The sequence below is a fragment of the Proteus vulgaris genome, assembly GCF_011045815.1.
Lineage (GTDB): Bacteria > Pseudomonadota > Gammaproteobacteria > Enterobacterales > Enterobacteriaceae > Proteus > Proteus vulgaris_B.
The window spans coordinates 1,102,893-1,126,729 of the sequence record NZ_CP047344.1 but is presented as its reverse complement, the minus strand read 5'-3'; the positions used below and the strand labels follow the sequence as shown (position 1 = coordinate 1,126,729).

Annotated in this window: 20 protein-coding genes and 7 tRNA genes; 21 read left to right on the top strand and 6 right to left on the bottom strand. The window is 39.0% G+C overall.

The annotated features are described in order from the left end of the window. Positions 1-8: 8 nt before the first annotated feature. On the bottom strand, positions 9-560 hold the full coding sequence (gene seqA, locus GTH24_RS05215; RefSeq protein WP_072070220.1) for a replication initiation negative regulator SeqA: 552 nt from the start codon (positions 558-560) through the stop codon (positions 9-11). 461 nt (positions 561-1,021) lie between these two features. Between seqA and ybfF the strand changes: the two genes are divergently transcribed. The 4 genes from ybfF to fur all read left to right on the top strand — a co-directional run bounded on the left by ybfF (position 1,022) and on the right by fur (position 3,751). Beyond that, the gene (gene ybfF / locus GTH24_RS05210) at positions 1,022-1,804 is read left to right on the top strand and encodes an esterase (RefSeq protein WP_072070221.1); all 783 of its coding nucleotides are present in this window, start codon (positions 1,022-1,024) and stop codon (positions 1,802-1,804) included. 203 nt (positions 1,805-2,007) lie between these two features. Beyond that, positions 2,008-2,316: a LexA regulated protein gene (gene ybfE, locus GTH24_RS05205; RefSeq protein WP_072070282.1), complete on the top strand. Its 309-nt coding sequence runs from the start codon at positions 2,008-2,010 to the stop codon at positions 2,314-2,316. A gap of 271 nt (positions 2,317-2,587) precedes the next feature. Continuing rightward, positions 2,588-3,115: a flavodoxin FldA gene (gene fldA / locus GTH24_RS05200; protein WP_115351382.1), complete on the top strand. Its 528-nt coding sequence runs from the start codon at positions 2,588-2,590 to the stop codon at positions 3,113-3,115. Between the two features lie 189 nt (positions 3,116-3,304). Continuing rightward, on the top strand, positions 3,305-3,751 hold the full coding sequence (fur, locus tag GTH24_RS05195) for a ferric iron uptake transcriptional regulator (RefSeq protein WP_006537692.1): 447 nt from the start codon (positions 3,305-3,307) through the stop codon (positions 3,749-3,751). 84 nt (positions 3,752-3,835) lie between these two features. Here the strand turns inward: fur and GTH24_RS05190 are convergent, their stop codons facing one another. The 4 genes from GTH24_RS05190 to nagE all read right to left on the bottom strand — a co-directional run bounded on the left by GTH24_RS05190 (position 3,836) and on the right by nagE (position 11,114). Further along, positions 3,836-4,675: a DUF817 domain-containing protein gene (locus GTH24_RS05190; RefSeq protein ID WP_164526029.1), complete on the bottom strand. Its 840-nt coding sequence runs from the start codon at positions 4,673-4,675 to the stop codon at positions 3,836-3,838. A 490-nt stretch (positions 4,676-5,165) separates the two neighbouring features. Further along, complete coding sequence (gene chiP, locus GTH24_RS05185; protein ID WP_072070224.1) at positions 5,166-6,560, bottom strand: chitoporin ChiP; 1,395 nt, start codon at positions 6,558-6,560, stop codon at positions 5,166-5,168. A 646-nt stretch (positions 6,561-7,206) separates the two neighbouring features. Then, entirely contained in the window at positions 7,207-8,874 is a 1,668-nt protein-coding gene (gene glnS / locus GTH24_RS05180; RefSeq protein ID WP_115351379.1) for a glutamine--tRNA ligase, read from the bottom strand. Positions 8,875-9,071: 197 nt separating this feature from the next. Continuing rightward, positions 9,072-11,114 (bottom strand): N-acetylglucosamine-specific PTS transporter subunit IIBC, encoded by a 2,043-nt coding sequence (gene nagE, locus GTH24_RS05175; RefSeq protein WP_072070226.1) that lies wholly within the window; start codon positions 11,112-11,114, stop codon positions 9,072-9,074. 354 nt (positions 11,115-11,468) lie between these two features. Here nagE and nagB point away from each other — a divergent pair, with 354 nt between their 5' ends. The 13 genes from nagB (at position 11,469) to fghA (ending at position 18,450) form a co-directional block, all read left to right on the top strand. After that, positions 11,469-12,275, top strand: a complete 807-nt coding sequence (nagB, locus tag GTH24_RS05170; protein ID WP_115351377.1) for a glucosamine-6-phosphate deaminase — start codon at positions 11,469-11,471, stop codon at positions 12,273-12,275. 125 nt (positions 12,276-12,400) lie between these two features. After that, on the top strand, positions 12,401-13,564 hold the full coding sequence (gene nagA / locus GTH24_RS05165; RefSeq protein WP_164526028.1) for an N-acetylglucosamine-6-phosphate deacetylase: 1,164 nt from the start codon (positions 12,401-12,403) through the stop codon (positions 13,562-13,564). A gap of 9 nt (positions 13,565-13,573) precedes the next feature. Continuing rightward, positions 13,574-14,806, top strand: a complete 1,233-nt coding sequence (nagC, locus tag GTH24_RS05160) for a DNA-binding transcriptional regulator NagC (protein ID WP_082151829.1) — start codon at positions 13,574-13,576, stop codon at positions 14,804-14,806. A gap of 413 nt (positions 14,807-15,219) precedes the next feature. After that, positions 15,220-15,296: transfer RNA gene (locus tag GTH24_RS05155), tRNA-Met, on the top strand. A gap of 8 nt (positions 15,297-15,304) precedes the next feature. After that, positions 15,305-15,389 (top strand) — tRNA-Leu (locus GTH24_RS05150). A gap of 27 nt (positions 15,390-15,416) precedes the next feature. Next, a tRNA-Gln gene (locus tag GTH24_RS05145) sits at positions 15,417-15,491 on the top strand. 41 nt (positions 15,492-15,532) lie between these two features. After that, a tRNA-Gln gene (locus GTH24_RS05140) sits at positions 15,533-15,607 on the top strand. 20 nt (positions 15,608-15,627) lie between these two features. Then, a tRNA-Met gene (locus GTH24_RS05135) sits at positions 15,628-15,704 on the top strand. A gap of 4 nt (positions 15,705-15,708) precedes the next feature. Then, positions 15,709-15,783: transfer RNA gene (locus tag GTH24_RS05130), tRNA-Gln, on the top strand. A 50-nt stretch (positions 15,784-15,833) separates the two neighbouring features. Then, a tRNA-Leu gene (locus GTH24_RS05125) sits at positions 15,834-15,918 on the top strand. Between the two features lie 239 nt (positions 15,919-16,157). Continuing rightward, positions 16,158-16,433 (top strand): metal-sensing transcriptional repressor, encoded by a 276-nt coding sequence (locus GTH24_RS05120; RefSeq protein WP_036938507.1) that lies wholly within the window; start codon positions 16,158-16,160, stop codon positions 16,431-16,433. A gap of 20 nt (positions 16,434-16,453) precedes the next feature. Beyond that, positions 16,454-17,566, top strand: coding sequence for an S-(hydroxymethyl)glutathione dehydrogenase/class III alcohol dehydrogenase (locus GTH24_RS05115; protein ID WP_072070229.1), 1,113 nt, complete (start codon positions 16,454-16,456; stop codon positions 17,564-17,566). A gap of 53 nt (positions 17,567-17,619) precedes the next feature. Further along, complete coding sequence (gene fghA, locus GTH24_RS05110; protein WP_164526027.1) at positions 17,620-18,450, top strand: S-formylglutathione hydrolase; 831 nt, start codon at positions 17,620-17,622, stop codon at positions 18,448-18,450. 53 nt (positions 18,451-18,503) lie between these two features. On the opposite strand, the gene ubiF is transcribed toward fghA, so the two are convergent. After that, positions 18,504-19,691, bottom strand: coding sequence for a 3-demethoxyubiquinol 3-hydroxylase (gene ubiF / locus GTH24_RS05105; RefSeq protein ID WP_082151830.1), 1,188 nt, complete (start codon positions 19,689-19,691; stop codon positions 18,504-18,506). A 205-nt stretch (positions 19,692-19,896) separates the two neighbouring features. Here ubiF and miaB point away from each other — a divergent pair, with 205 nt between their 5' ends. The 4 genes from miaB to corC all read left to right on the top strand — a co-directional run bounded on the left by miaB (position 19,897) and on the right by corC (position 23,830). Continuing rightward, entirely contained in the window at positions 19,897-21,327 is a 1,431-nt protein-coding gene (gene miaB / locus GTH24_RS05100) for a tRNA (N6-isopentenyl adenosine(37)-C2)-methylthiotransferase MiaB (RefSeq protein WP_072070231.1), read from the top strand. Positions 21,328-21,355: 28 nt separating this feature from the next. Beyond that, positions 21,356-22,417, top strand: a complete 1,062-nt coding sequence (locus GTH24_RS05095; RefSeq protein WP_036912056.1) for a PhoH family protein — start codon at positions 21,356-21,358, stop codon at positions 22,415-22,417. Beyond that, the gene (gene ybeY / locus GTH24_RS05090) at positions 22,410-22,877 is read left to right on the top strand and encodes an rRNA maturation RNase YbeY (protein ID WP_072070232.1); all 468 of its coding nucleotides are present in this window, start codon (positions 22,410-22,412) and stop codon (positions 22,875-22,877) included. The genes GTH24_RS05095 and ybeY overlap by 8 nt, the downstream gene beginning before the upstream one ends. Positions 22,878-22,948: 71 nt before the next feature. Further along, positions 22,949-23,830, top strand: coding sequence for a CNNM family magnesium/cobalt transport protein CorC (gene corC, locus GTH24_RS05085; RefSeq protein WP_023581153.1), 882 nt, complete (start codon positions 22,949-22,951; stop codon positions 23,828-23,830). Positions 23,831-23,837: the final 7 nt, after the last annotated feature.

The window sequence follows — 23,837 nt, the reverse complement described above, 5'->3', positions numbered from 1 at the left end:
AATAGTGGTTAGATAGTTCCACACACCTTATCAATCTCATTCGCAGGAAATTGCATATCCTGCATGATGCTTTGTACCATTGTTCTTTTACGCTCTGTATTGGAGTTAGTAATAACCCAAAATGGCGTGCCTGAAATATGGCGCGGTTTTGTATGACGTCCACTATCGAGTAATGTTTGTTCATCACCAGCAAAATAGATGCGTGTTCGTCCATGTACTGTTTCAGCAGATTGAGTAAAAGTAGCGCTATCTAGGCTATATAACGTAGAAAGGATCTGTAAAAAACGATCAACTGATTTTGTTTTTTCTGCATAGCTGTCAGATAACAACAGTTCTCGCATTTCACGGACCGGATTTTTTGCTGGTGTAATCGATTTAGGTTCAGCTTCCTGTTTAATAACAGGTGCTTGTACTGACTCAGTGACAACGACTGGCTGTACGGGCTGTTTGGCATCAAGCTTCAGTAGACGCCTTAAAATATCTGAAGCGCTTTCACCGATATGTCTAGTTTCGCTAGCAATATAGCGGTAAAGTTCGTCATCAATTTCTATCTTTTTCATTGCTACCCAGTACTGTTTTCAAAAAAAAGTAATTAGGATTATAAGATATAATCTTTAAAAACAAAATAGGTAAAATTTCAATAACTTAAAGAAGATCTATACAAGATCCAGCCATTTCAATGGCTAAGCTTGGTATTTATCCTATTGTTTATCTCGGTATCATCTTCTATTCTTTGAACTTATTCAAACAAAGCCTGCTTCAAATACCGCCTTATCACACCACACCAACCATCAAATAATATAAAATTCTAAATATTTATTTTTGAGCAATGTCAAGATTTCGACTTTTTAAATAAGTTTAGAATAAACATCTAAATAATATCAATTATGTGGTTTTTTATAAATTTCCCTTATCAATTATTTCTACTCTTAATCACTCACGCATATTATTACGATAAGTTGGCTTAGTATCTTGTGCATGTCATCATAGAAAAAATCGCAATTATTTTTTGGTCATTAACATGAAACTCAATACATTATTAAATTATCAATTACATCAGCCTGAAACAGCACCTGCATCCAATTTACCTATTGTTTTGATCCACGGCCTTTTTGGTGACTTAAATAATTTAGGCGTCTTAGGGCGTGATCTACGCCAAGACCACACAGTGATCCAAATTGATGTGCGTAATCATGGACATTCCCCTCATAGTGAAAGTATGAACTATCAAGATATGGCACAAGATGTACTTACATTACTCGATAGTTTACATATCTCAAAAGCCATCATTATCGGGCACTCCATGGGAGGCAAAATTGCAATGGCAATGACAGCATTAGCGCCTGAGCGAATTGCTCGCATTGTCGTAATAGATATGTCACCTGTAGCTTACAATGTTCGCCGCCACGATAACATTTTTGCGGCACTTGAAGCCGTCACTAAAGCTCAAGTTACACGACGTCAAGATGCAGTAGAAATTATGAGCCCCTTTATTAAAGAAGAGGGCGTTATTCAGTTTTTACTTAAATCATTTAAAAGTGGTGAATGGCTATTTAATTTATCTGCGATCAAAAATGCCTATTCAGAGATTATTGGTTGGCAAGAAGTCCCTGCTTGGAATTATCCGGTGCTATTTATTCGTGGTGGTTTATCGCCTTACATATTAGATGAATATCGTAATGATATTGCACGCCAATTTCCGCAAGCTAGCGCTTTTGTCGTAGCAAACACTGGACATTGGGTACATTCAGAAAAACCTAACACTGTTATTAACGCTATTCGTCGTTTTTTATCAAAAGCATAATTTATTACTGAAAGTGGCGTAATTAAGGAAGTAATAATTTAGCTGAATGTATAATTATTGTACTTAATCACACAGTCTGTCGATAAAAACACCAAATGACAATAGGTTAAACTCAGGAAGCAGTGGCAGGACGCCACTATGTGGGGTATTATTGGGCGTTTCGCAATTTAGTCATTGGTATACGCCCTTTCACAGCAAAATTTATGGCAAAAGAACAAACTGATCGCACCACACTGGATTTGTTCGCAGATGAACGCAGACCTGGGCGACCTAAAACAAACCCGCTTTCTCGGGATGAACAGCTTAGAATTAATAAACGCAATCAATTAAGACGAGACAGAGTCAATGGTTTACGTCGAGTTGAGTTGAAATTAAATGAAGATGCTGTGAATGCACTTAATGAGTTGGCGACTGCAAGAAATGTTAGCCGTAGCGAACTTATTGAAGAAATATTACTAGAACAATTGGCGCAAAATCACGCCTTGAAAATACATCATAATGAGAATAGCTAGCAGCTAAACCACACAAATTTGACAGAATTACCCTGCTATTTTCGTCAAAATACGTTTTTTAGTTTTCTATTATGAAAACAAGATGTTTATTTTTCACTAGTAATTGTTCAAACACAGACAAATATACTCTAACTATTTCGAAGTGTGGCTAATTGGCAAGTAAAGGCGTTACTGGTACATACAAAGTATGTAATTAGTACGAATCAACGTAGTCAACAATGCGACAATTTGAAGTATAACGAATATAGAATAAAAGAGGTTATCTCACTTTATGGCAATCATAGGTATATTCTTCGGCAGTGATACCGGCAACACTGAAAATATTGCCAAAATGCTTCAAGAAAGACTGGGCGCTGATAATGCCGAAGTTCATGATATCGCAAAATCCAGTAAAGAAGATATCGAAGCATTTGATATTCTGTTACTAGGTATTCCTACTTGGTATTATGGTGAAGCACAATGCGATTGGGATGACTTTTTCCCAACACTAGAAGATATTAATTTTGAAGGTAAGTTGGTTGCACTGTTCGGTTGTGGCGACCAAGAGGACTATGCAGAATACTTCTGTGATGCAATGGGCACAATTCGCGATATTATCGAACCTCGTGGTGCTGTCATTGTGGGTCACTGGCCAACAGAAGGTTACCATTTTGAAGCCTCTAAAGGGCTTGCAGATGATAATCACTTTATCGGCCTTGCGATTGATGAAGACCGTCAACCAGAATTAACCGAAGAGCGTGTTGATGCTTGGGTTGCTCAAATCAAAGAAGAAATGAGCCTAGATGAAATTCTGGGATAAATAAATACTCAATATTGAGAATGATAATTATTCAATGGTGTGCTAAGATAGTGTGATAGGTAGGGGTGTTTATTTTTAAATATCATGCCTATAATCAATAAGGTTATTTATTCACCCGAGTGTTAATGAATCAACCCTATTAGTGAGCACAAAAATTAAATTCACCATTAGCAACAGGATTAAATCCGCATGACCGACAATAATAAAGCGTTAAAAAATGCTGGGTTAAAAGTTACACTTCCTCGCTTAAAGATCTTGGAAGTGCTCCAGGATCCTGAGTGCCATCATGTCAGTGCTGAAGATCTCTATAAAAAACTCATCGATATCGGTGAAGAGATTGGTCTGGCAACCGTGTATCGCGTCTTAAACCAATTTGACGATGCTGGTATTGTTACCCGACATAATTTTGAAGGTGGTAAATCAGTATTTGAATTAACTCAACAACACCATCACGATCATTTAATTTGTCTTGATTGTGGCAAAGTTATCGAGTTTACAGATGATGCGATTGAAGTGCGCCAAAGAAACATCGCTGAACGTCATGGTATCAAGCTTTCCAATCATAGCCTTTATTTATATGGCCACTGCGCTGAAGGCAATTGTAAAGAAGATAGCCACGCACATGATGAGAAATAATTCATTCTGGATAATCTCTCAGTAAAAAAAAGGAACTGTTCACAGTTCCTTTTTTATTACCTTAAATTTGAGGATAAAATAACTCTACTTAGGCACACTGATACTGTGTTTAATATGTTTTAAATGAACCACGATAGTAAATGTAACAATGACTAACAGTGACCAAGAGCCCCATTTCCCTGCATGCACAGCAGACCAAGCACCAATCTGGTTAGGATATTGCCAAACACCAAAAAATGTACCGAAATTCTCAGCAAGCCAAATAAAGAAACCTATCAGAACAAAAGCCAATAATAGTGGCATTTTTCGCTCTGTATCATAAGGCGTAAAATAAACCACACTACGAGCATAAAGACCTAAAATAAAAGCAGTTAAATACCAGCGATAATCACCGATAAAGTGATGAGAAAAGAAATTAATATAGATAGCGAGTGCAACTAAAGTTGCCATCCAATAAGGTGGATAATGTTCAATTCGTACTTTTAAAAAACGCCATGCTTGAATTAAATAACTTCCTACCGCGGAGTACATAAATCCTGTAAATAAAGGCACTTCCCACAATTTAGTGTAAGCAAAATCAGGGTATTTCCACGATCCAATTGCTGCTGATGTTTTAAATAATTCCATCACAAAACCAACGATGTGGAAAAAACAGATCGCTTTAAATTCATCCCATGTTTCAAGTTTTCCCCATACCATCCATAATTGGAAAGCAATAGCGAGAATAAGTAAAACGTCATAACGAGGTATCCCTAATACTCCTTTACTTGGTGTTGCAAATAAAATAAAAAAGAAAAATCCCGCAAATAAACAAGAACGCGCCTCTTTCACACCAAAAAAAAGAAATTCAACAATAAATCGTTTTATACCTTTAAAGGGCTTCAATGGTGGTTCTAATAAAAAATCATCCAATCGCTTTAACATGCTTCTTCCTGAAAACGTGCATTATCGAACTGCATTCAATGCAAAATAATAAATAAGATGAGATAAAATGAATGGCAAGAAATTTGCCATAGAATAAAAAAACCTACAAGGATGAAAAGGACGAAAAAGGAAGGAATGAAAAAAATAAAGGTATTTACCCCCCACTACGATACCCACTCTGACTGCCTTTACTTAGGGTAAATACCTTACGCAAATTTTGCGAAATAACTGAAGCACAGGAGATAAACATAACCCACTCACATTTATCTCAGACGACATGACATGACGACTTTACTTCATTACTTTTACTACATACTGCGATTTTAAAACGACTCTTTACTACTTTTTACTTCGACTCTTCTACTTCTTACTACTGCTGACAATTTCACTTCATTAATGAGGTTTGTTTTTACTTATCGTAATCGTATTTAGCTTTTTTAGTTTTATTCAGGATAAAGTGTAATGAGTACACTTTATCCTTATGCTGGTATTAGAAAATAGTAAATGGCATTATCACGTTAAATTTAACGTCTTTTTCATCTTGGAAAATATTACCAAAACCACCTTCATAACTTGGAATATCGGAGTGGTTATCATAACGGGTATAGTGAAGTTTAAAGAGAGTGCCTTTAGCTCGACCTTCTTGAACCGTATACATAATATCCGCATTCCATGCACTTTCTCTAATACGCTGACCTTGATCATAAATGGCTTTACCACTTGGCTTAGCATCCCATGCGTAAACATAAGAAGTACCTACCGCCCAGCCAGATAGATCCCAATTTTTCAGATCGTACATTACACCCGCATAAAGTGCTTTTTCACCATTGGCGTTAAAGTCAGAACGACCATCCCACCAGACATCAAGACGACCATTAGATGTTGCCCAACCCGGAGTCATACGCTGTAAAAAATAACCTTGATTACCTTCAGCTTTAACCCACGTTCCTTCTACTTTGAAGTCAAATACATTATAGGTATAACCAAAAGTCAGTGCTTGTAACCATGCCAGCCCATCATAAACGTCATTAACGCCACCACCGGTCACTTTATCTTTAGCACCGTAGAATTGGTAAGACGTTCTTAATGCATTGTCAGCAATTGGGAAATCATAAGAAACTTTACCAAAATACTGATCGATATAACCATCGGCCTGACCAAATGCAGCTTCTAATACTAGGCTGTTTTTAAAATCATATTTGGCGCCGAAAGAGTGAAGATAGCTAATATTCGTTTCTAGATCAGCTTTGCGAAAGTTATACATATTCCGATACCATGGTGCTTTGTATTCATCTGTCCACATATAGGAGAAAGATAATTCACCACTTTTATCGAAATCGAAAACTGCTCCAGCTTCCGCCCCACGATAAGTTCCCGGTAAGAAGCTCCAGTGCGGGCGTAATAAACTTTGGCCTTTAGGTTGAATATATCCGCCTTGTGCCCAGAAATTACCTAATTTGAATTTTGCAGCGGCTTTATATACGCTCATACCACTACGATCGCCTGTCCATTTTTCATCCCAGCGACTTTTTGCATCACTAAAACCGATTTCATTAGGTGCCGCAGGGCCACTGTTATTCAATTCAGCAGCGCCAAAGGCTGCTAAATCAATACCAATAAAATCACCAAGGTAACCTGATGAAAAATCTAGATTAGCGTTGAAGGTAGAATGATGTAAGTTAGCTTTGTATTTGCCGTAATCGGGGCTGTTTGGGGTTAACTCTTTTCTATCACGGTCACGTTGCCAATAGAAAAGACCACCGGTTAAGGTTGAGTCATCAATAAATCCATCAGCATGAGACATTTTTGCAGGTAGTGCAGTTACAAGCAATGCGCCCATAACGACAAGTGCCACCCTGCCTGGTTTAGCATGTTGCATAACCATAGCATTGTTTCCTCTTTGACTTTGACTAAAAAAGAAATAAGCACAATGCCTATTTCCAAATATAAAACCCCAAGTGGGGAAAAAACCTAAATTAGGTTAGAAACAGCATATTTTTCGCGACGCGAATTATCAACCAAAAAAAAAGAATTTTTATCAAAATATGACCAAGGGCACATAACTAAATAATCGTTTCATTTTCTTTCTTTTATAATCCCTAATTAAAAACAAACATAACTGATTGATTTTATTTGTTTTTTATATCAATCTTTAAACAATATTAGATTTCGTTTTTATTAAAAAGAATAATAAGCAGCGCTTATAAGTAAACTTTTTTAACGATGTGAAATATGTGCTTTTAATCACACTTTTCTGACTACAGTCTTATTTAATGAGATGTTATGAAAAAACAGAAGAATAAAGTGATAACAAGTTAATTATTTCAAATGAAACAAATAAAAAGTTATCGTTTTAAATGAAAAAATTAAGTTTGATTGATCCCTAAAGAATAAATACTGGATATAAATAGATGAAAAATCGTACGACATTAAAAAGAAAATAGATAAAAAAATGCTCGATAAATAATTACCGAGCATTCTATTAATTTTGGCGCTAACTATACTTAATGCAACTCAAAATAAGGTTCAAATTAACCTTGTTGAGAAATCTTAGCCCAAGTGTCACGTAAGCCTACTGTACGGTTAAATACTAACTTATCTGCTGTTGATAGCTTATCAGCACAGAAGTAGCCTTCACGCTCAAATTGATACGCTTTTTCAACCGCCGCATCTTTTAAACTACGTTCAACAAAACCTTCACGAATAACTAAAGACTCAGGATTAATTGTTGATAAGAAATCATCTTCTGCCGCTGGGTTTGGTACACTAAATAGACGATCATAAAGACGAATTTCAGCAGGAACAGCATGTGGAATGCTTACCCAATGAATAACTCCTTTTACTTTACGTCCATCAGCAGGATCTTTATTTAATGTTTCTGCATCATAAGTACAGTAAATGGTTGTGATTTCACCTTGCTCGTCTTTTTCAACACGCTCAGCTTTAATAACATAAGCATTACGTAAACGAACTTCTTTACCTAGTACCAGACGTTTATATTGACGATTTGCTTCTTCTTTAAAATCAGCGCGATCAATATAAATTTCACGGCTAAATGGTACTTCACGCGTACCCATTTCTGGTTTATTTGGGTGATTCGGCGCAGTTAAAATCTCTTCACCTTCTGGCATATTTTCAATAACTAAACGAACTGGATCGATAACAGCCATTGCACGAGGTGCATTTTCGTTTAAATCATCACGAATACAAGATTCTAATGCAGCCATTTCAACATTATTTTCTTGTTTCGTTACACCAATACGTAAACAGAATTCACGAATAGAGTCAGCGGTATAACCACGACGACGTAAGCCTGAAATCGTTGGCATACGAGGATCATCCCAACCATTGACGATGTTTTCTGTCACAAGCTGATTCAGCTTACGCTTTGACATCACAGTATATTCAAGGTTAAGACGAGAGAATTCATATTGACGAGGATGACAAGGGATAGTGATATTATCCAGCACCCAATCATATAAACGACGGTTATCTTGGAATTCTAACGTACATAAAGAATGAGTGATATTTTCCAGTGCATCGGAGATACAGTGGGTAAAATCATACATTGGATAAATGCACCATTTATTTCCAGTTTGGTGGTGTTCGGCGAATTTAATACGATAAAGCACCGGATCACGCATAACAATAAAAGGTGATGCCATATCAATTTTCGCACGTAAGCACGCTTTACCTTCTTCAAAGCCACCCGCACGCATTTTTTCAAACAGCGCTAAGTTCTCTTCTACGCTACGTGAGCGATAAGGACTGTTTTTACCTGGCTCTTTTAATGTACCGCGATATTCACGAATTTCTTCAGCGCTCAGCTCATCAACATAAGCTAAGCCTTTATTAATCAACTCAATCGCATATTGATAAAGTTGATCAAAATAATCTGAGGAGTAATGAACGCTACCTTCCCATTGGAAACCTAACCACTGAACATCTTTTTGAATTGAGTTGATGTACTCAATATCTTCTTTTACTGGATTGGTATCATCAAAACGTAAATTACATTTACCCTGGTAATCTTTAGCAATACCAAAATTCAGACAAATTGATTTCGCATGGCCGATATGAAGATAGCCATTAGGTTCAGGTGGGAAACGCGTATGCACGCTATCATGTTTCCCTGTTGCCAGATCTTCATCAATTATTTGACGAATAAAGTTAGTTGGGCGGGCATCTGCCTCATTCATGGTCATTTTTTCCTCAAAGCAAAACGCATAATTAACCCACTATAATCCAATAAGCAGGTTTCATAAATACCTTAGCTAAATACACCCCTGAGATATTTACCAAAATAGAGATAAAAAAACGGGAAGTTTGAAAGACTCCCCGTTTTATCGTCTTATTTAACCATCTCTTTATAGAGGATTAAATATCTGTATAGAATTTATTTTAATACTTTGTAGATAACGGTTTTATTTCCAACCACTTCACCTGTAACTTGTTCAGCAATTTGATCAAAATCATCAATATTGCTTACAATCACAGGACTTATCATCGATTTAGCATTAGCGTTTAGATATTCAAGATCTAATTCTAAGATAGGTTGACCGACTTTAACGTCTGCTCCTTCTTCAACTAAACGCTTAAAGCCTTTACCACCTAATGCAACCGTATCAATCCCCATATGAACGATGATTTCAACGCCATTATCGGTTTCAATACAAAATGCGTGGTTAGTATCAAAAATCTTAACAACCGAGCCTGTTGCAGGTGCCAATACAATTTTAGAGGTTGGTTTAATCGCAAGCCCATCTCCTACAACACCACTTGAGAAAGCTTCATCCGGCACATCTTTTAATGCCACAACTTCACCATCAAAAGGCGCAATCATTTCAAGTAATACTTTTGCATTAGCATTAGCTTGTTTTACTGGTGTTTTTTCAGTAGACACGGTTGAAGCCGATGAGCCTTCATAAGCAGCAACAGGACCTTGTGTTAATACATCACGCATTGCGTTAGCCACAAGCTCTGCACGTGTACCCACAATCACTTGAACACTTTGCTTGTTTAAACGAATAACACCTGATGCACCTAAACGTTTCGCATATGTATCATTAACTACAGAAGAATCTTTTACATTGAGGCGTAGACGAGTAATACAAGCGTCGATACCCGTTAAGTTGTCAGAACCACCAATTGCAGCGATATATTGACGGGCTTCTTGCTGGATACCTTCTTTGCTATTTGTAGGGGCTGTTGTGATATCTTCATCATAACCATCGGCAGTTTCATCACCAGATACTTCATCTTCACGACCTGGTGTTTTTAGGTTGAATTTCGTGATAGTGAAACGGAAAATACCGTAGTAAATGAAGAAGAACACAATACCTTGGACAATAAGCATGTACCAGTGTACAGCAAGTGGGTTACGTGAGGATAAGAACATATCCACTAAGCCTGCACTAAAGCCAAATCCTGAAATCCACTCCATACTTGCAGCGATATAAACAGAAATTGCCATTAAGAATGCGTGAATAACATAAAGCACTGGTGCAACAAACATAAATGAGAATTCAAGCGGTTCAGTGATACCAGTGAAGAATGCAGCAAATGCACCCGCCATCATAATACCAGCAACTTTTGCTTTATTTTCTTTACGTGCACAGTGATAAATCGCCAGTGCAGCACCAGGCAAACCAAACATCATGACAGGGAAGAAACCAGCTTGGTAACGACCCGTTATACCCACTGTCGCTAAGCCTGCATCGATAGATTTCTGACCAGCAAGGAAATTAGGAATATCATTGATACCCGCAACGTCAAACCAGAATACAGAGTTCAATGCGTGGTGTAGACCAACAGGAATTAATAAACGGTTAAAGAATGCGTAAATACCAGCACCCAATGCCCCCATATCTTTAATACTTTCACCGAAGCTAACTAATCCGCCATAAATAACAGGCCAGATATACATCAAAATAAAGGCAACGATGATCATGAGGAATGACGCTAAAATAGGAACTAAACGTCGACCACTAAAGAAAGAGAGTGCGAGAGGCAATTCAACTTGGCTAAAACGGTTATAAAGTTCCGCTGAAAGCACACCCACTAAAATCCCCACAAATTGGTTCTCTATTTTACCAAATGCAGCTGGTACTTCCTCTAATGGGATACCTTTGATCATAGAAACGGCCGCTGGCGAACAAAGTGTGGTTACGACTAAAAACCCGACAAATCCAGTTAATGCCGCTGCACCATCTTTGTCTTTCGACATACCATAAGCAACACCTATAGCAAACAAAACTGACATATTATCGATGATTGCGGAGCCTGATTTAATCAGTAAGGCTGCAAGCGCGTTATCGCTACCCCAGCCTACTGGATCAATCCAGTAGCCAATCCCCATCAGAATTGCAGCTGCAGGTAATGTAGCAACAGGCACCATTAGTGCCCGTCCTATCTTCTGCAGATAACTTAAAATATTCACAAACTCCCCCTTGGATAGCCCCTATACGGGATCTTATTCATACTCATTCATATTTTATAAAAAAATTGATGAGCTAATTATTTAATTCCATTTTCAGTCTAAAAAAATTATTTCGTATCGCAAATTAATTAGTCATAATTTGTGATTGAAGTCACCAATATCGTATATTTTTTAGCTGAAATGCTGGCTAAGTCAGAAAGCTTATTTTATGATTAAAAATATCTTTTGGCGGGACAATTGGGTCATCGACTAAAAATGAAAAGAAATTCGTGTTATAGATGAGCCACTGATAATCACACAATGAAATAACATGTTCCTGAATTATCAGATTTGTCTTTTTTCTATGAGGTTACTATGAGGTTAATCCCCCTATCCACGGCAAAACAAGTTGGTAAGTGGTCTGCAAATTACATCGTTGAAAAGATCAACGAATTTAATCCAACCGCAGATCGCCCTTTCGTGCTTGGTTTACCAACTGGTGGCACGCCATTGGCGACATATAAAGAGTTAATTGAATTACACCAAGCTGGAAAAATCAGTTTTCAACACGTTGTGACATTCAATATGGATGAATATGTTGGTATTCCATCAGATCATTCACAAAGTTATCGTACATTTATGTATGAAAACTTCTTTAATCATATTGATATTAAAGATGAAAATATCAATTTATTAAACGGCAATGCAAAAGATCCACAAGCAGAATGTGCACGTTATGAGGCTAAAATAAAGTCTTATGGCAAAATCAATCTGTTTATGGGGGGCGTTGGTAATGACGGTCACATTGCTTTTAATGAACCTGCGTCATCACTCTCTTCACGCACTCGCATGAAAACACTCACCGAAGACACCCGTTTAGCGAATTCACGTTTCTTCGACAATAATGTAAATCATGTTCCTAAATACGCACTGACAGTTGGTGTAGGTACTTTATTAGATGCTGAAGAGTTAATGATTTTGGCAACAGGCTTTAATAAAGCACAGGCTGTACATGCCGCCACAGAAGGTGCAGTTAACCATTTATGGACAATTTCCTGTGTCCAGCTTCATCCGAAAGCAATTATAGTGTGTGATGATCCTGCCACAATGGAATTACGCGTTAAAACATTGCGTTATTTCCAACAGATTGAAGCGCAAGAGTGTCAAAAATACCAAGACTAAGTTTAGTAAAATAAGTACCTACTGATTAAGTAGTGGAAAAGGCTAAGCTCTCTTACTTATCAGCCAGAATTTACTGGCTGATATCGGCTTTTTTAGATTGACTTCCCTTATCAGGAGACAAAGGTATGTTTGCCTTAACAAATGCTGTTATTTATACAGGTTACGACCGTTTAGAAAATCACGCCATTATTATTAACGGCTCCCGTATTGAGCAGGTTTGCCCACAGGATCAACTGCCAAAAGATATCTCTGTTCGTGATATGAAAGGTGCAATTGTTTCTCCTGGTTTTATCGATTTACAAGTTAATGGTTGTGGTGGCGTGCAATTTAATGACATACCAGAAAATGTCACCATTGAAACGCTAGAAATCATGCAAAAAGCAAATGAGCGTTTAGGCTGTACCAGTTATTTACCAACACTAATTACCTGTTCTGATGAATTGATGAAAATAGGCATCGAAGCAACTCGCGCCTATATGAAAAAACATAAAAATAAAGTACTGGGATTACATTTAGAAGGCCCTTACATCAATGTGATTAAAAAAGGGACGCATGATCCGCAATTTATTCGTCAACCAAGTGCTCAGATGATTGACTATTTGTGCGATAATGCTGATGTCATCGCAAAAATCACCCTTGCACCAGAAATGGTTGATGAAAAGTATGTTCGTCAATTAATCAAAGCAGGTATCATTGTCTCGGCAGGCCATTCCAATTCGACTTATGAAGAAGCACGTAAAGGGTTCCGTAATGGAATTTCATTATCGACCCATCTTTATAATGCAATGCCTTATATTACCGGCAGAGGCCCTGGCCTTGTTGGCGCTATTTATGATACACCAGAGGTTTATGCAGGTATTATTGCTGATGGTATGCATGTTTCATGGGCTAATATTCGCAATAGTAAGCGTTTAAAAGGCGATAAATTACTTTTAGTCACAGATGCAACTGCGCCTGCGGGGCTTGATCCTAATAAAAATGAGATGGATAGCTTCGTTTTTGCAGGAAAAACCATATATTATCGTAATGGATTGTGTGTCGATGCTGATGGCACATTAAGTGGATCATCACTTACCATGATTGGCGCGATTAAAAATAGCGTGATCCATGTAGGTATTCCATTAGATGAAACATTACGAATGGCTACACTTTATCCCGCTCGTGCGATTGGGATAGAAAAAGAACTCGGTACAATTGAAGCTGGAAAAATTGCTAATCTTGCTTCTTTTGACAAGGACTTCAACCTTTGCACAACATTTGTCAATGGTATTGAAATAACTGATAACTAATGGATGTTTATGCTGATGAGTCATAACAACACTGAAACGCAAATTGGCAATATCGATCTTGTTAAACAACTTAACAGTGCGATTGTGTATCGACTGATTGATCAACACGGGCCCATTTCCCGTATCCAAATAGCCGAACAAAGCCAGTTAGCACCGGCCAGTGTGACTAAAATTACTCGTCAGTTGCTTGAACGTGGGCTAATTAAAGAAGTTGACCAACAAGCATCAACAGGTGGACGCCGTGCTATTTCCATCATTGTTGAACACCGTAATTTTAATACCGTCAGTGTGCGGCTAGGGCGCAATGATGCGACTGTCGCACTCTATGATCTGAGTGGTAAGGTCATCATTGAGCAACACTATCCCATAGAACAAAGCACACAAAATGAAGTTGAAACTCTGCTTATTAACGCAATTGATGATTTTATTAAACAAAATCAACGTCGTATTCGTGAGCTTATTTCAATTTCCGTGATCTTACCTGGCCTTGTTGATCCCAATAAAGGCGTTGTTCGCTATATGCCTCATATGAAAGTGGATAATTGGGCTTTAGTAAACAGTCTTGAAAAACGCTTTAGCCTTCCATGTTATGCTGGTCATGATATTCGAAGCCTCGCATTAGCTGAAAACTATTTTGGTGCCACAAGAGATTGTGAAGATTCGCTATTAGTGCGAATTCACCGTGGTGCGGGTGCAGGGGTTATTATTAATAATAAAATTCTCCTCAATCAGCGCGGTAACCTTGGGGAAATTGGCCATATTCAAATAGACCCTCTGGGTGAGCGTTGTCATTGTGGTAATTTTGGCTGTTTAGAAACAATTGCATCAAATACGGCAATTGAAGCCAAAGTACGCTATCAACTAGAGCAAGGCTACCCAAGCCAATATTTATCATCGACACAGTGTCAAATCCAAGATATCTGTCATGCTGCGGTTAAAAATGATCCATTAGCGGTGGAAACAATTAAACAAGTTGGCCTACATTTGGGTAAAGCCATTGCGATCGCAATTAACTTATTTAACCCACAAAAAGTTGTCTTAGCGGGTGAATTAACCGAAGCTGCTGAAATTTTGCTACCGTCCATTCAAAGTTGTATTAATACGCAAGTATTAAAAGAATTTAGAGAAGAACTTCCTGTGGTCACATCAGAGCTTGATCATCGTTCTGCAATAGGGGCTTTTGCATTAACTAAACGAGCAATGCTTAACGGAGAATTGCTTCAACAGCTATTAGAAAAGTAAGTTATTGCTGATAAATTATACTTTTTGAGTTAAATAAATACTTTTTCTTAGTTAAATAGGAAAATGTGTCTAAAATTCAAACAGTAATAGATTAAGAAAAAGAAATGTTGCATGATTTTTTCACTACATTTCTTTTTTTATCCCTTTTTGTCCCTACATTTTAATGATATTTATTCACCTTTCTCTTCTTACTGCTTTGTTTTTTCTTTTTATTCACACTTTACACTCTCTTCTTTTTGAGTATATTTTTTATCAACAAGGTTGTTTTTTGGATCTTTTTTCGACAAAATGATTAACCATCGAGCAAACGGACACGTTTCTCGAAAATTAATGCAAAAAGCAGTTGACGGATTTGTCTGTAATACGCATAATGCGCCCCGCAACGCCGACGAAGGTTATGCAAAAAAAAAGATGGCTATGTAGCTCAGCTGGTTAGAGCACAACACTCATAATGTTGGGGTCACAGGTTCGAATCCCGTCATAGCCACCATCTTTTTTGCGGGAGTGGCGAAATTGGTAGACGCACCAGATTTAGGTTCTGGCGCCGCAAGGTGTGCGAGTTCAAGTCTCGCCTCCCGCACCATTTTAACCTCGTCAAGAATTTATCAGTTGGGATATCGCCAAGCGGTAAGGCACCAGGTTTTGATCCTGGCATTCCCAGGTTCGAATCCTGGTATCCCAGCCATATTTCTGATAAATAAGTGTGTTGACAATTGAATTAGCGGATGGGATATCGCCAAGCGGTAAGGCACCAGGTTTTGATCCTGGCATTCCCAGGTTCGAATCCTGGTATCCCAGCCATCTTTCGCTAGATTCAATATGGCTATGTAGCTCAGCTGGTTAGAGCACAACACTCATAATGTTGGGGTCACAGGTTCGAATCCCGTCATAGCCACCATTTTTGGGATATCGCCAAGCGGTAAGGCACCAGGTTTTGATCCTGGCATTCCCAGGTTCGAATCCTGGTATCCCAGCCATATTTTGAAAGAGAGACTCGCAAAGCGAGTCTTTTTTTCTCCAAGTTGTTGCGGGAGTGGCGAAATTGGTAGACGCACCAGATTTAGGTTCTGGCGCCGCAAGGTGTGCGAGTTCAAGTCTCGCCTCCCGCACCATTGATTACTAACGTGTTTATCACGAAATCAACGATTAAGACTCGCAATAGCGAGTCTTTTTTGTTTCTGCGCTTCCATTTCCCCCCAAACACTACTTCTACCCTTTGTACTTCTCTTTACTTTCTTGCATTCAAAACGATTTTTTAATTCCATTTTTATTTTTCCAAGCTTTTTTGATCTCTCTGTACATACATTCACTCAAATACTATACTCCCCTATAGTATATTTAAGGATTATGTATGCCACACTCACCAGCAGAAAAAAAAGCCGCGTTAACTCGCGTAAGAAAAATCAAAGGGCAACTTCTTGCATTAGAAACAGCTCTTGAAAATGAAAATGAATGCGGTCAGGTATTACAACAAATTGCTGCCATTCGAGGCGCTATCAATGGCTTAATGGCAGGTGTACTCGAAAGTCATTTACGTGAAGGTCTTATGGATGCCGTCGCTTCTCCTGAAGATCAAAAAAACTCCGTTGATGATGCCATTTCACTTATCCGCACTTACCTGCGTTAATAACAAAAAAAGGATACACCATGAAATCTCGTGCTGCGGTCGCATTTGGACCTGGAGAGCCTTTAAAAATTGTTGAAGTTGATGTTATGCCACCAAAAGCCGGCGAAGTGCTTATTAAAATTAGCCACACTGGCGTTTGCCATACAGATGCCTTTACGCTCTCAGGTGATGATCCTGAAGGTGTCTTCCCTGCTATTCTGGGTCATGAAGGCGCAGGCGTTGTTGTTGAAGTAGGTGAAGGCGTCACTAGCGTAAAACCTGGCGATCATGTTATTCCACTGTACACAGCAGAATGCGGTGAATGCCTATTTTGTAAATCAGGCAAAACAAACTTATGTGTTGCAGTCAGAGCAACGCAAGGGAAAGGCTTAATGCCCGATGGCACAACACGCTTTTCCTATAATGGACAGCCTATTTATCACTACATGGGATGTTCTACCTTCAGTGAATACAGCGTTGTTGCTGAAGTTTCATTAGCAAAAATTAATCCTGATGCTAATCACGAAGAAGTCTGTTTATTAGGGTGTGGCGTCACAACCGGTATTGGTGCTGTTCACAATACGGCAAAAGTACAAGAGGGTGATTCTGTCGCTGTCTTTGGTTTGGGTGGTATTGGCCTTGCTGTTCTGCAAGGTGCAAGACAAGCCAAAGCGGGCCGTATTTTTGCCATTGATACTAATCCTGAGAAATTTGAATTGGCACGTCAATTTGGTGCGACAGATTGTCTAAATCCTAATGATTACGATAAACCTATCCAGCAAGTTCTTGTCGAAATGACCCAATGGGGTGTTGATCATACTTTTGAATGTATTGGAAACGTCAATGTGATGAGAGCCGCATTAGAAAGTGCGCATCGTGGCTGGGGGCAATCAGTCATCATTGGTGTGGCTGGCGCTGGGCAAGAGATCTCAACACGTCCTTTCCAATTGGTTACGGGTCGTTCGTGGAAAGGTACTGCTTTTGGTGGTGTAAAAGGTCGTAGTCAATTACCTGGTATGGTTGAAGATGCAATGAAAGGTAATATCGAACTTAAACCTTTTGTTACCCATAAACTTCCATTAGAAAAAATTAATGAAGCTTTTGATTTAATGCACGAAGGTAAATCAATCCGAACTGTTATTCATTTCGATTAATCATCCTCAAGCCTATGCCTCATAGGTTTGTCTTTGTTTTTAAAGGAGTCAAAATGGAAAGGATTGAACGTCACGCCTGTTTTGGTGGCTGGCAAGAAGTTTATCAGCATACATCAAAGGTGTTAAATTGTGAGATGAAATTTGCCATCTATCTTCCTCCTATGGAAGAAGGGCAAAAATACCCTATTTTATATTGGTTATCAGGCTTAACTTGTAACGAACAAAATTTTATTACCAAAGCTGGTGCTCAACAATTTGCGGCACAACATAGCATTATTTTAGTTATACCAGATACCAGCCCCCGTGGTGAAAATGTCGCTGATGATAGTGCTTATGATTTAGGTCAAGGTGCTGGATTCTATTTAAACGCAACACAATCGCCATGGAATGCGCATTATCACATGTATGACTATATTGTTGATGAGCTACCGACACTGATTGAAACACACTTTCCTGTCACGAATAAGCGCGCAATTAGCGGGCATTCAATGGGAGGGCATGGCGCATTAACCATTGCATTACGAAATTCGGCACGCTATAGCAGCGTATCGGCATTTTCTCCTATAGTGGCACCATCTATAGTTCCTTGGGGTAAAAAGGCGTTTAATGCGTACTTAGGAGAGGATACTAAACAATGGGAACAGTATGATGCGATTGCTTTACTTAATAGCGCAGAACATACCTTACCCATGCGTGTTGATGTAGGATCTGGCGATCCCTTCTATCAAGAGCAACTTAAGCCTGAATTATTTGCGCAAGTTTGTGACAAAAAACATTTCCCTTATCAATTGAATTTACATCAAGGGTACGATCACAGTTACTATTTTGTGGCGAGTTTTATTGGCGAACATATTGCCTTTCATGCTAAGCACTTAAACACTTAGCAATAATGCGGTGATCTCTTTGGGGAGATCATCGCATTACTTTGTTACTTAAATTACTTAATGCCTAAAGCATAACGTAGCGCTGCTTCTTTAGCCTTACCTGCATGTTGAGCAGCTAAAAGACCGATATTTCTAACGACTTTTAACCCCGGTAATTGGTGACTAAAGGCGTGATAAAATACATCCATTCCCGCTTGCATCACTAAGTTATCAGGCATACGTCGGCGCTGATATTTTTTCAATAATGCCATTGAATCCCAAGGCTCATAATGCTTTTTAGCTTCAGCCACTAAGTCTAAGAAACAATCTACATCACGATAACCTAAATTGACGCCCTGCCCCGCTAAAGGATTGATGGTATGAGCCGCATCTCCCAACAAAATAATCCCTTTATCAACGTAACGACTTGCATGTTGACGCGTTAATGGGAATGACCCCGCAGCAATAGGCGTCGCTTTACCTAATCGCTCAGGAAAAGCATGTTGAATTTCTTTTTCTAACTGCATCATCGACATGTTTTGCAGTTTTCTAATTCTGTCCGGCGAGTCATACCAAACCAAACAAGCCCAGTTATCAAAAAGTGGTAAATAAGCCCGAGGCCCAGAAGGATAAAACCGTTGCCATGTTCCCTTTTCTGGTGGTAATTCTGTTTTTACTGTAATCAACATACAAGATTGGCGATATTGCCAGCCATTGCTACCAATACCAGCAAATTGGCGTACTTGAGAATTCGCACCATCCGCACCTACCACTAAATTTGTGGTCACTTCACTGCCATCAGTAAGTGTTACTTTCCACTTATCATCTAAATAGGTCATTTTACTTAGACTGTTTGGGCATAATAAAGTGATATTGCTATAACGTTCAGCTTCTTGCCAAAGTGCTAATTGCAAAATACGGTTTTCAACCATATACCCCAATTCGGGCAACCCTAAGCTTTTTGCATCAAAAATAACATGAGCATTTTCTTCTTCCCATGTTTCAAGGGTAAGATAAGGCGCAGAACGCATAGCCAAAACATGTTGCCATGCACCTAGTTGTTTTAATAGACTAACGGACGCACAGCTAATCGCAGAAATACGGATATCAGGATGAGATGACGCATCAAAAGGTGCTGGAGACTGTCGTTCAATCATTGCGACACGCAATCCTTCTTGCGCCAGTCCAATTGCAACAGCAGCGCCAATCATCCCGCCACCCGCGATGATTGCATCAAAATCGTTTTTTACATTACTCATCATTGTTATGCCATAACTCATTACTTTAAATAATAGGTAAGCGCTGTTTCAGTTTATTTTGATTAAACTAAACGCCATAAAGAATTAGCGCCGACTTACTCTAGTCACTGACCACACAAATGACTACAATAACCGCCTTATTGGCTTATTACACGCAACGTTTTCCAGTGATTAGCTATTGTCTCACTGAAAATACCGGATTTACACAATGTCGACGATAAAAAAACTGTACATTAAAACTTGGGGCTGTCAGATGAATGAGTACGATTCATCCAAAATGGCAGACCTACTCGAAAGCACCCACGGTTATCAGTTAACCGATGTCGCCGAAGATGCGGACATTCTACTGCTAAATACCTGTTCTATCCGTGAGAAAGCACAAGAAAAAGTCTTTCATCAGTTAGGACGTTGGAAATATTTTAAAGATAATAAACCCGATATTATCATTGGCGTCGGCGGTTGTGTTGCCTCTCAAGAAGGTGAATACATTCGTCAACGTGCGCAGTGTGTCGATATTATCTTCGGACCACAAACCTTACACCGCTTACCTGAAATGATTAATCAGGTTAAAGGCACTAAAAGCCCCGTTGTCGATATCAGCTTCCCTGAAATCGAAAAATTTGACCGTCTGCCAGAACCTCGTGCAGAAGGCCCTTCTGCTTTCGTTTCCATCATGGAAGGCTGTAATAAATACTGCTCTTTCTGCGTTGTGCCCTACACTCGAGGTGAAGAAGTCAGTCGCCCTTGTGATGATGTGTTATTTGAAATCGCACAATTAGCAGCGCAAGGTGTACGTGAAGTTAACTTATTAGGCCAAAATGTTAACGCCTATCGTGGCGCTACTTTTGATGGTCAAATTTGCAGCTTTGCTGAATTAATTCGCTTAGTGGCAGCAATTGATGGTATTGACCGCGTTCGCTTTACAACTAGTCATCCAATAGAATTTACTGATGATATCGTTGCCGTTTATGAAGATACACCAGAGTTAGTCAGCTACTTACACTTACCAGTGCAAAGTGGTTCTGACCGCATTCTAACATTAATGAAGCGTAACCATACGGCACTTGAATATAAAAGCATCATTCGCAAATTACGCAAAGCGCGTCCTGGTATTCTGATCAGCTCAGATTTTATCATCGGTTTCCCTGGTGAAACACAAGACGACTTTGAAAAAACGATGCAATTAATTGCAGATGTAAATTTTGATATGAGCTTTAGTTTTATCTATTCTGCACGTCCTGGTACTCCAGCCGCTGATTTACCTGATGACGTTAGCGAAGATGAAAAGAAACAGCGTTTATATCTGCTACAACAACGTATCAATCAACAAGCCATGAACTTTAGCCGAGCTATGCTAAACAGTGTGCAGCGTATTCTTGTTGAAGGTCCTTCACGTAAAAATGTGATGGAGCTTTCTGGTCGTACTGAAACTAACCGTGTGGTTAACTTTGAAGGTACACCGGATATGATTGGTAAGTTCGTTGATGTTGAGATTGTGGACGTTTATGCCAACTCCCTACGTGGTAAAGTGGTTAGAACGGAAGATCAAATGGATTTACGTATCCATGAATCACCAGAATCCGTCATTGCACGTACTCGTAAAGAAGATGAATTAGGGGTAGGTGTTTACCAACCTTAATTAATCAGATTTAACAAAAGGATAATCAGTGACAGTAATAGCACATGCACAAGTAGCGACCCAAGAAATTTTCTTAGAGCCAGCTGACAATGCCCGTTTAATGAGCCTATGTGGTCCATTTGACGATAATATTAAGCAACTTGAGCGCCGTTTAGGTATCGAGATTAATCATCGTGATAACCGTTTTAAACTCACGGGTAAATCATTATGTGTCAATGCAGCAGCAGGAATTTTACGTCGCCTGTATGTGGAAACCTCGCCAATTAAAGGCGTGATCCCCGATATCGACCCAGAACAAATTCATCTTGCTATCAAAGAAAGCCGTGTGCTTGAGCAAAGTGATGAGCATGTTCCTGAATTTGGGAAATCAACCAATATTCGGACTAAACGAGGTGTCATAAAACCTCGAACACCGAATCAGGCTCAATATATTGCCAATATTCAAACCCATGATATTACGTTTGGTATTGGGCCTGCAGGTACAGGGAAGACATATCTGGCTGTTGCTGCCGCTGTTGATGCCCTTGAACGTCAAGAAGTGCGTCGTATCTTGTTAACGCGCCCTGCGGTTGAAGCGGGTGAAAAATTGGGGTTTTTACCTGGCGACCTTAGTCAAAAAGTCGATCCTTATTTACGACCGCTTTATGATGCGTTATTTGAGATGTTGGGTTTTGAAAAAGTTGAGAAACTAATAGAGCGTAATGTTATTGAAGTCGCTCCCCTCGCTTATATGCGTGGACGTACACTCAATGATGCCTTTATTATTCTTGATGAAAGCCAAAACACCACCATTGAACAAATGAAAATGTTCTTAACGCGTATTGGCTTTAACTCTAAAGCTGTTGTCACTGGGGATATAACTCAGATTGACCTGCCAAGAGGCAATAAATCAGGCTTACGTCATGCCATTGAGGTTTTGTCCGATGTGAATGACTTAAGTTTTAACTTTTTCCACAGTGAAGACGTTGTTCGTCACCCTGTGGTTGCTAAAATTGTTATCGCCTATGAAGCTTGGGAAACTGAAGACCAAAAACGTCGCCAAGCTATCAAAGCAGAAAAAGAGAAGCTTCAGAGAGAAAATCATGAGTGAAGTTATCCTTGATTTACAAGTTGCAAGTGAAAATACGCAAGGGCTTCCGAGTGAAGCCCAATTTATGACATGGCTTGAAGCGGTATTACCACAGTTTCAACCAGTCAGTGAAGTCACCATCCGCATTGTTGATGAAGCAGAAAGTCACGAGCTTAATCTCACTTATCGCGGTAAAGATAGACCCACTAACGTGCTTTCTTTTCCTTTTGAAGCGCCACCTGAAATTGAACTGCCTTTATTAGGTGATTTGATTATTTGCCGACAAGTGGTAGAAAAAGAAGCCGTTGAACAGAGTAAGACCGTCGAAGAACATTGGGCACACATGGTTATTCATGGTTGTCTACATCTTTTAGGTTATGATCATATTGAAGATGATGAAGCCGAAGAAATGGAAGGTTTAGAGACAGAAATCTTACAAAATTTAGGTTATGCAGATCCCTATTTAATTGAAAAAGAGTAACAGTTCTCTTATTTTTATGATAAATATTATATCTAATTAACCATTCAATGAGGAAAAATAGTTAAAACGCCATGAGCGACGACCAATCTTCGAGTAACGATAACCCTGGTCCTAAGAAAGGGTTTCTCACACTGCTTAATCAGTGGTTCCACGGTGAACCTAAAAACCGTGATGATCTGATGGAGCTTATCCGCGATTCTGAACAGAAAGAATTAATTGATCCTGATACCCGCGACATGCTTGAAGGGGTAATGGATATTGCTGAACAGCGTGTCCGAGATATTATGATCCCACGCTCCCAAATCGTTACACTAAAACGTAATCAAACTCTTGATGAATGTTTAGATGTAATTATTGATTCAGCACATTCCCGTTTCCCAGTCATAAGCGAAGACAAAGATCATATTGAAGGCTTATTGATGGCAAAAGATTTGCTGCCATTTATGCGTACTGACGCAGAGCCATTTAGTATGGATAAAGTCTTACGTTCAGCGGTTGTTGTACCTGAAAGTAAACGGGTCGATCGCCTATTAAAAGAATTCCGCTCACAACGCTATCATATGGCAATTGTGATTGATGAATTCGGAGGTGTATCAGGGCTTGTCACAATTGAAGATATTCTAGAACTTATCGTAGGCGAAATTGAAGATGAGTATGACGATGAGGATGATATTGATATTCGTCCACTGAGTCGCCACGCTTACTCAGTTCGAGCTTTAACCCAGATAGAAGATTTCAATGAAGCGTTCGGTACACATTTCAGCGATGAAGAAGTTGATACTATTGGTGGCTTAGTTATGCAAGCCTTTGGTCACCTTCCTGCTCGTGGTGAAACTATTACCATTGATAATTACCAATTTAAAGTTGTTATGGCAGATAGCCGTAAGATCATTCAGGTTTATGTGCATATCCCAGATGATGCGCCCATTCCTGAACTAGGTAATGATGCATAGGATCTAA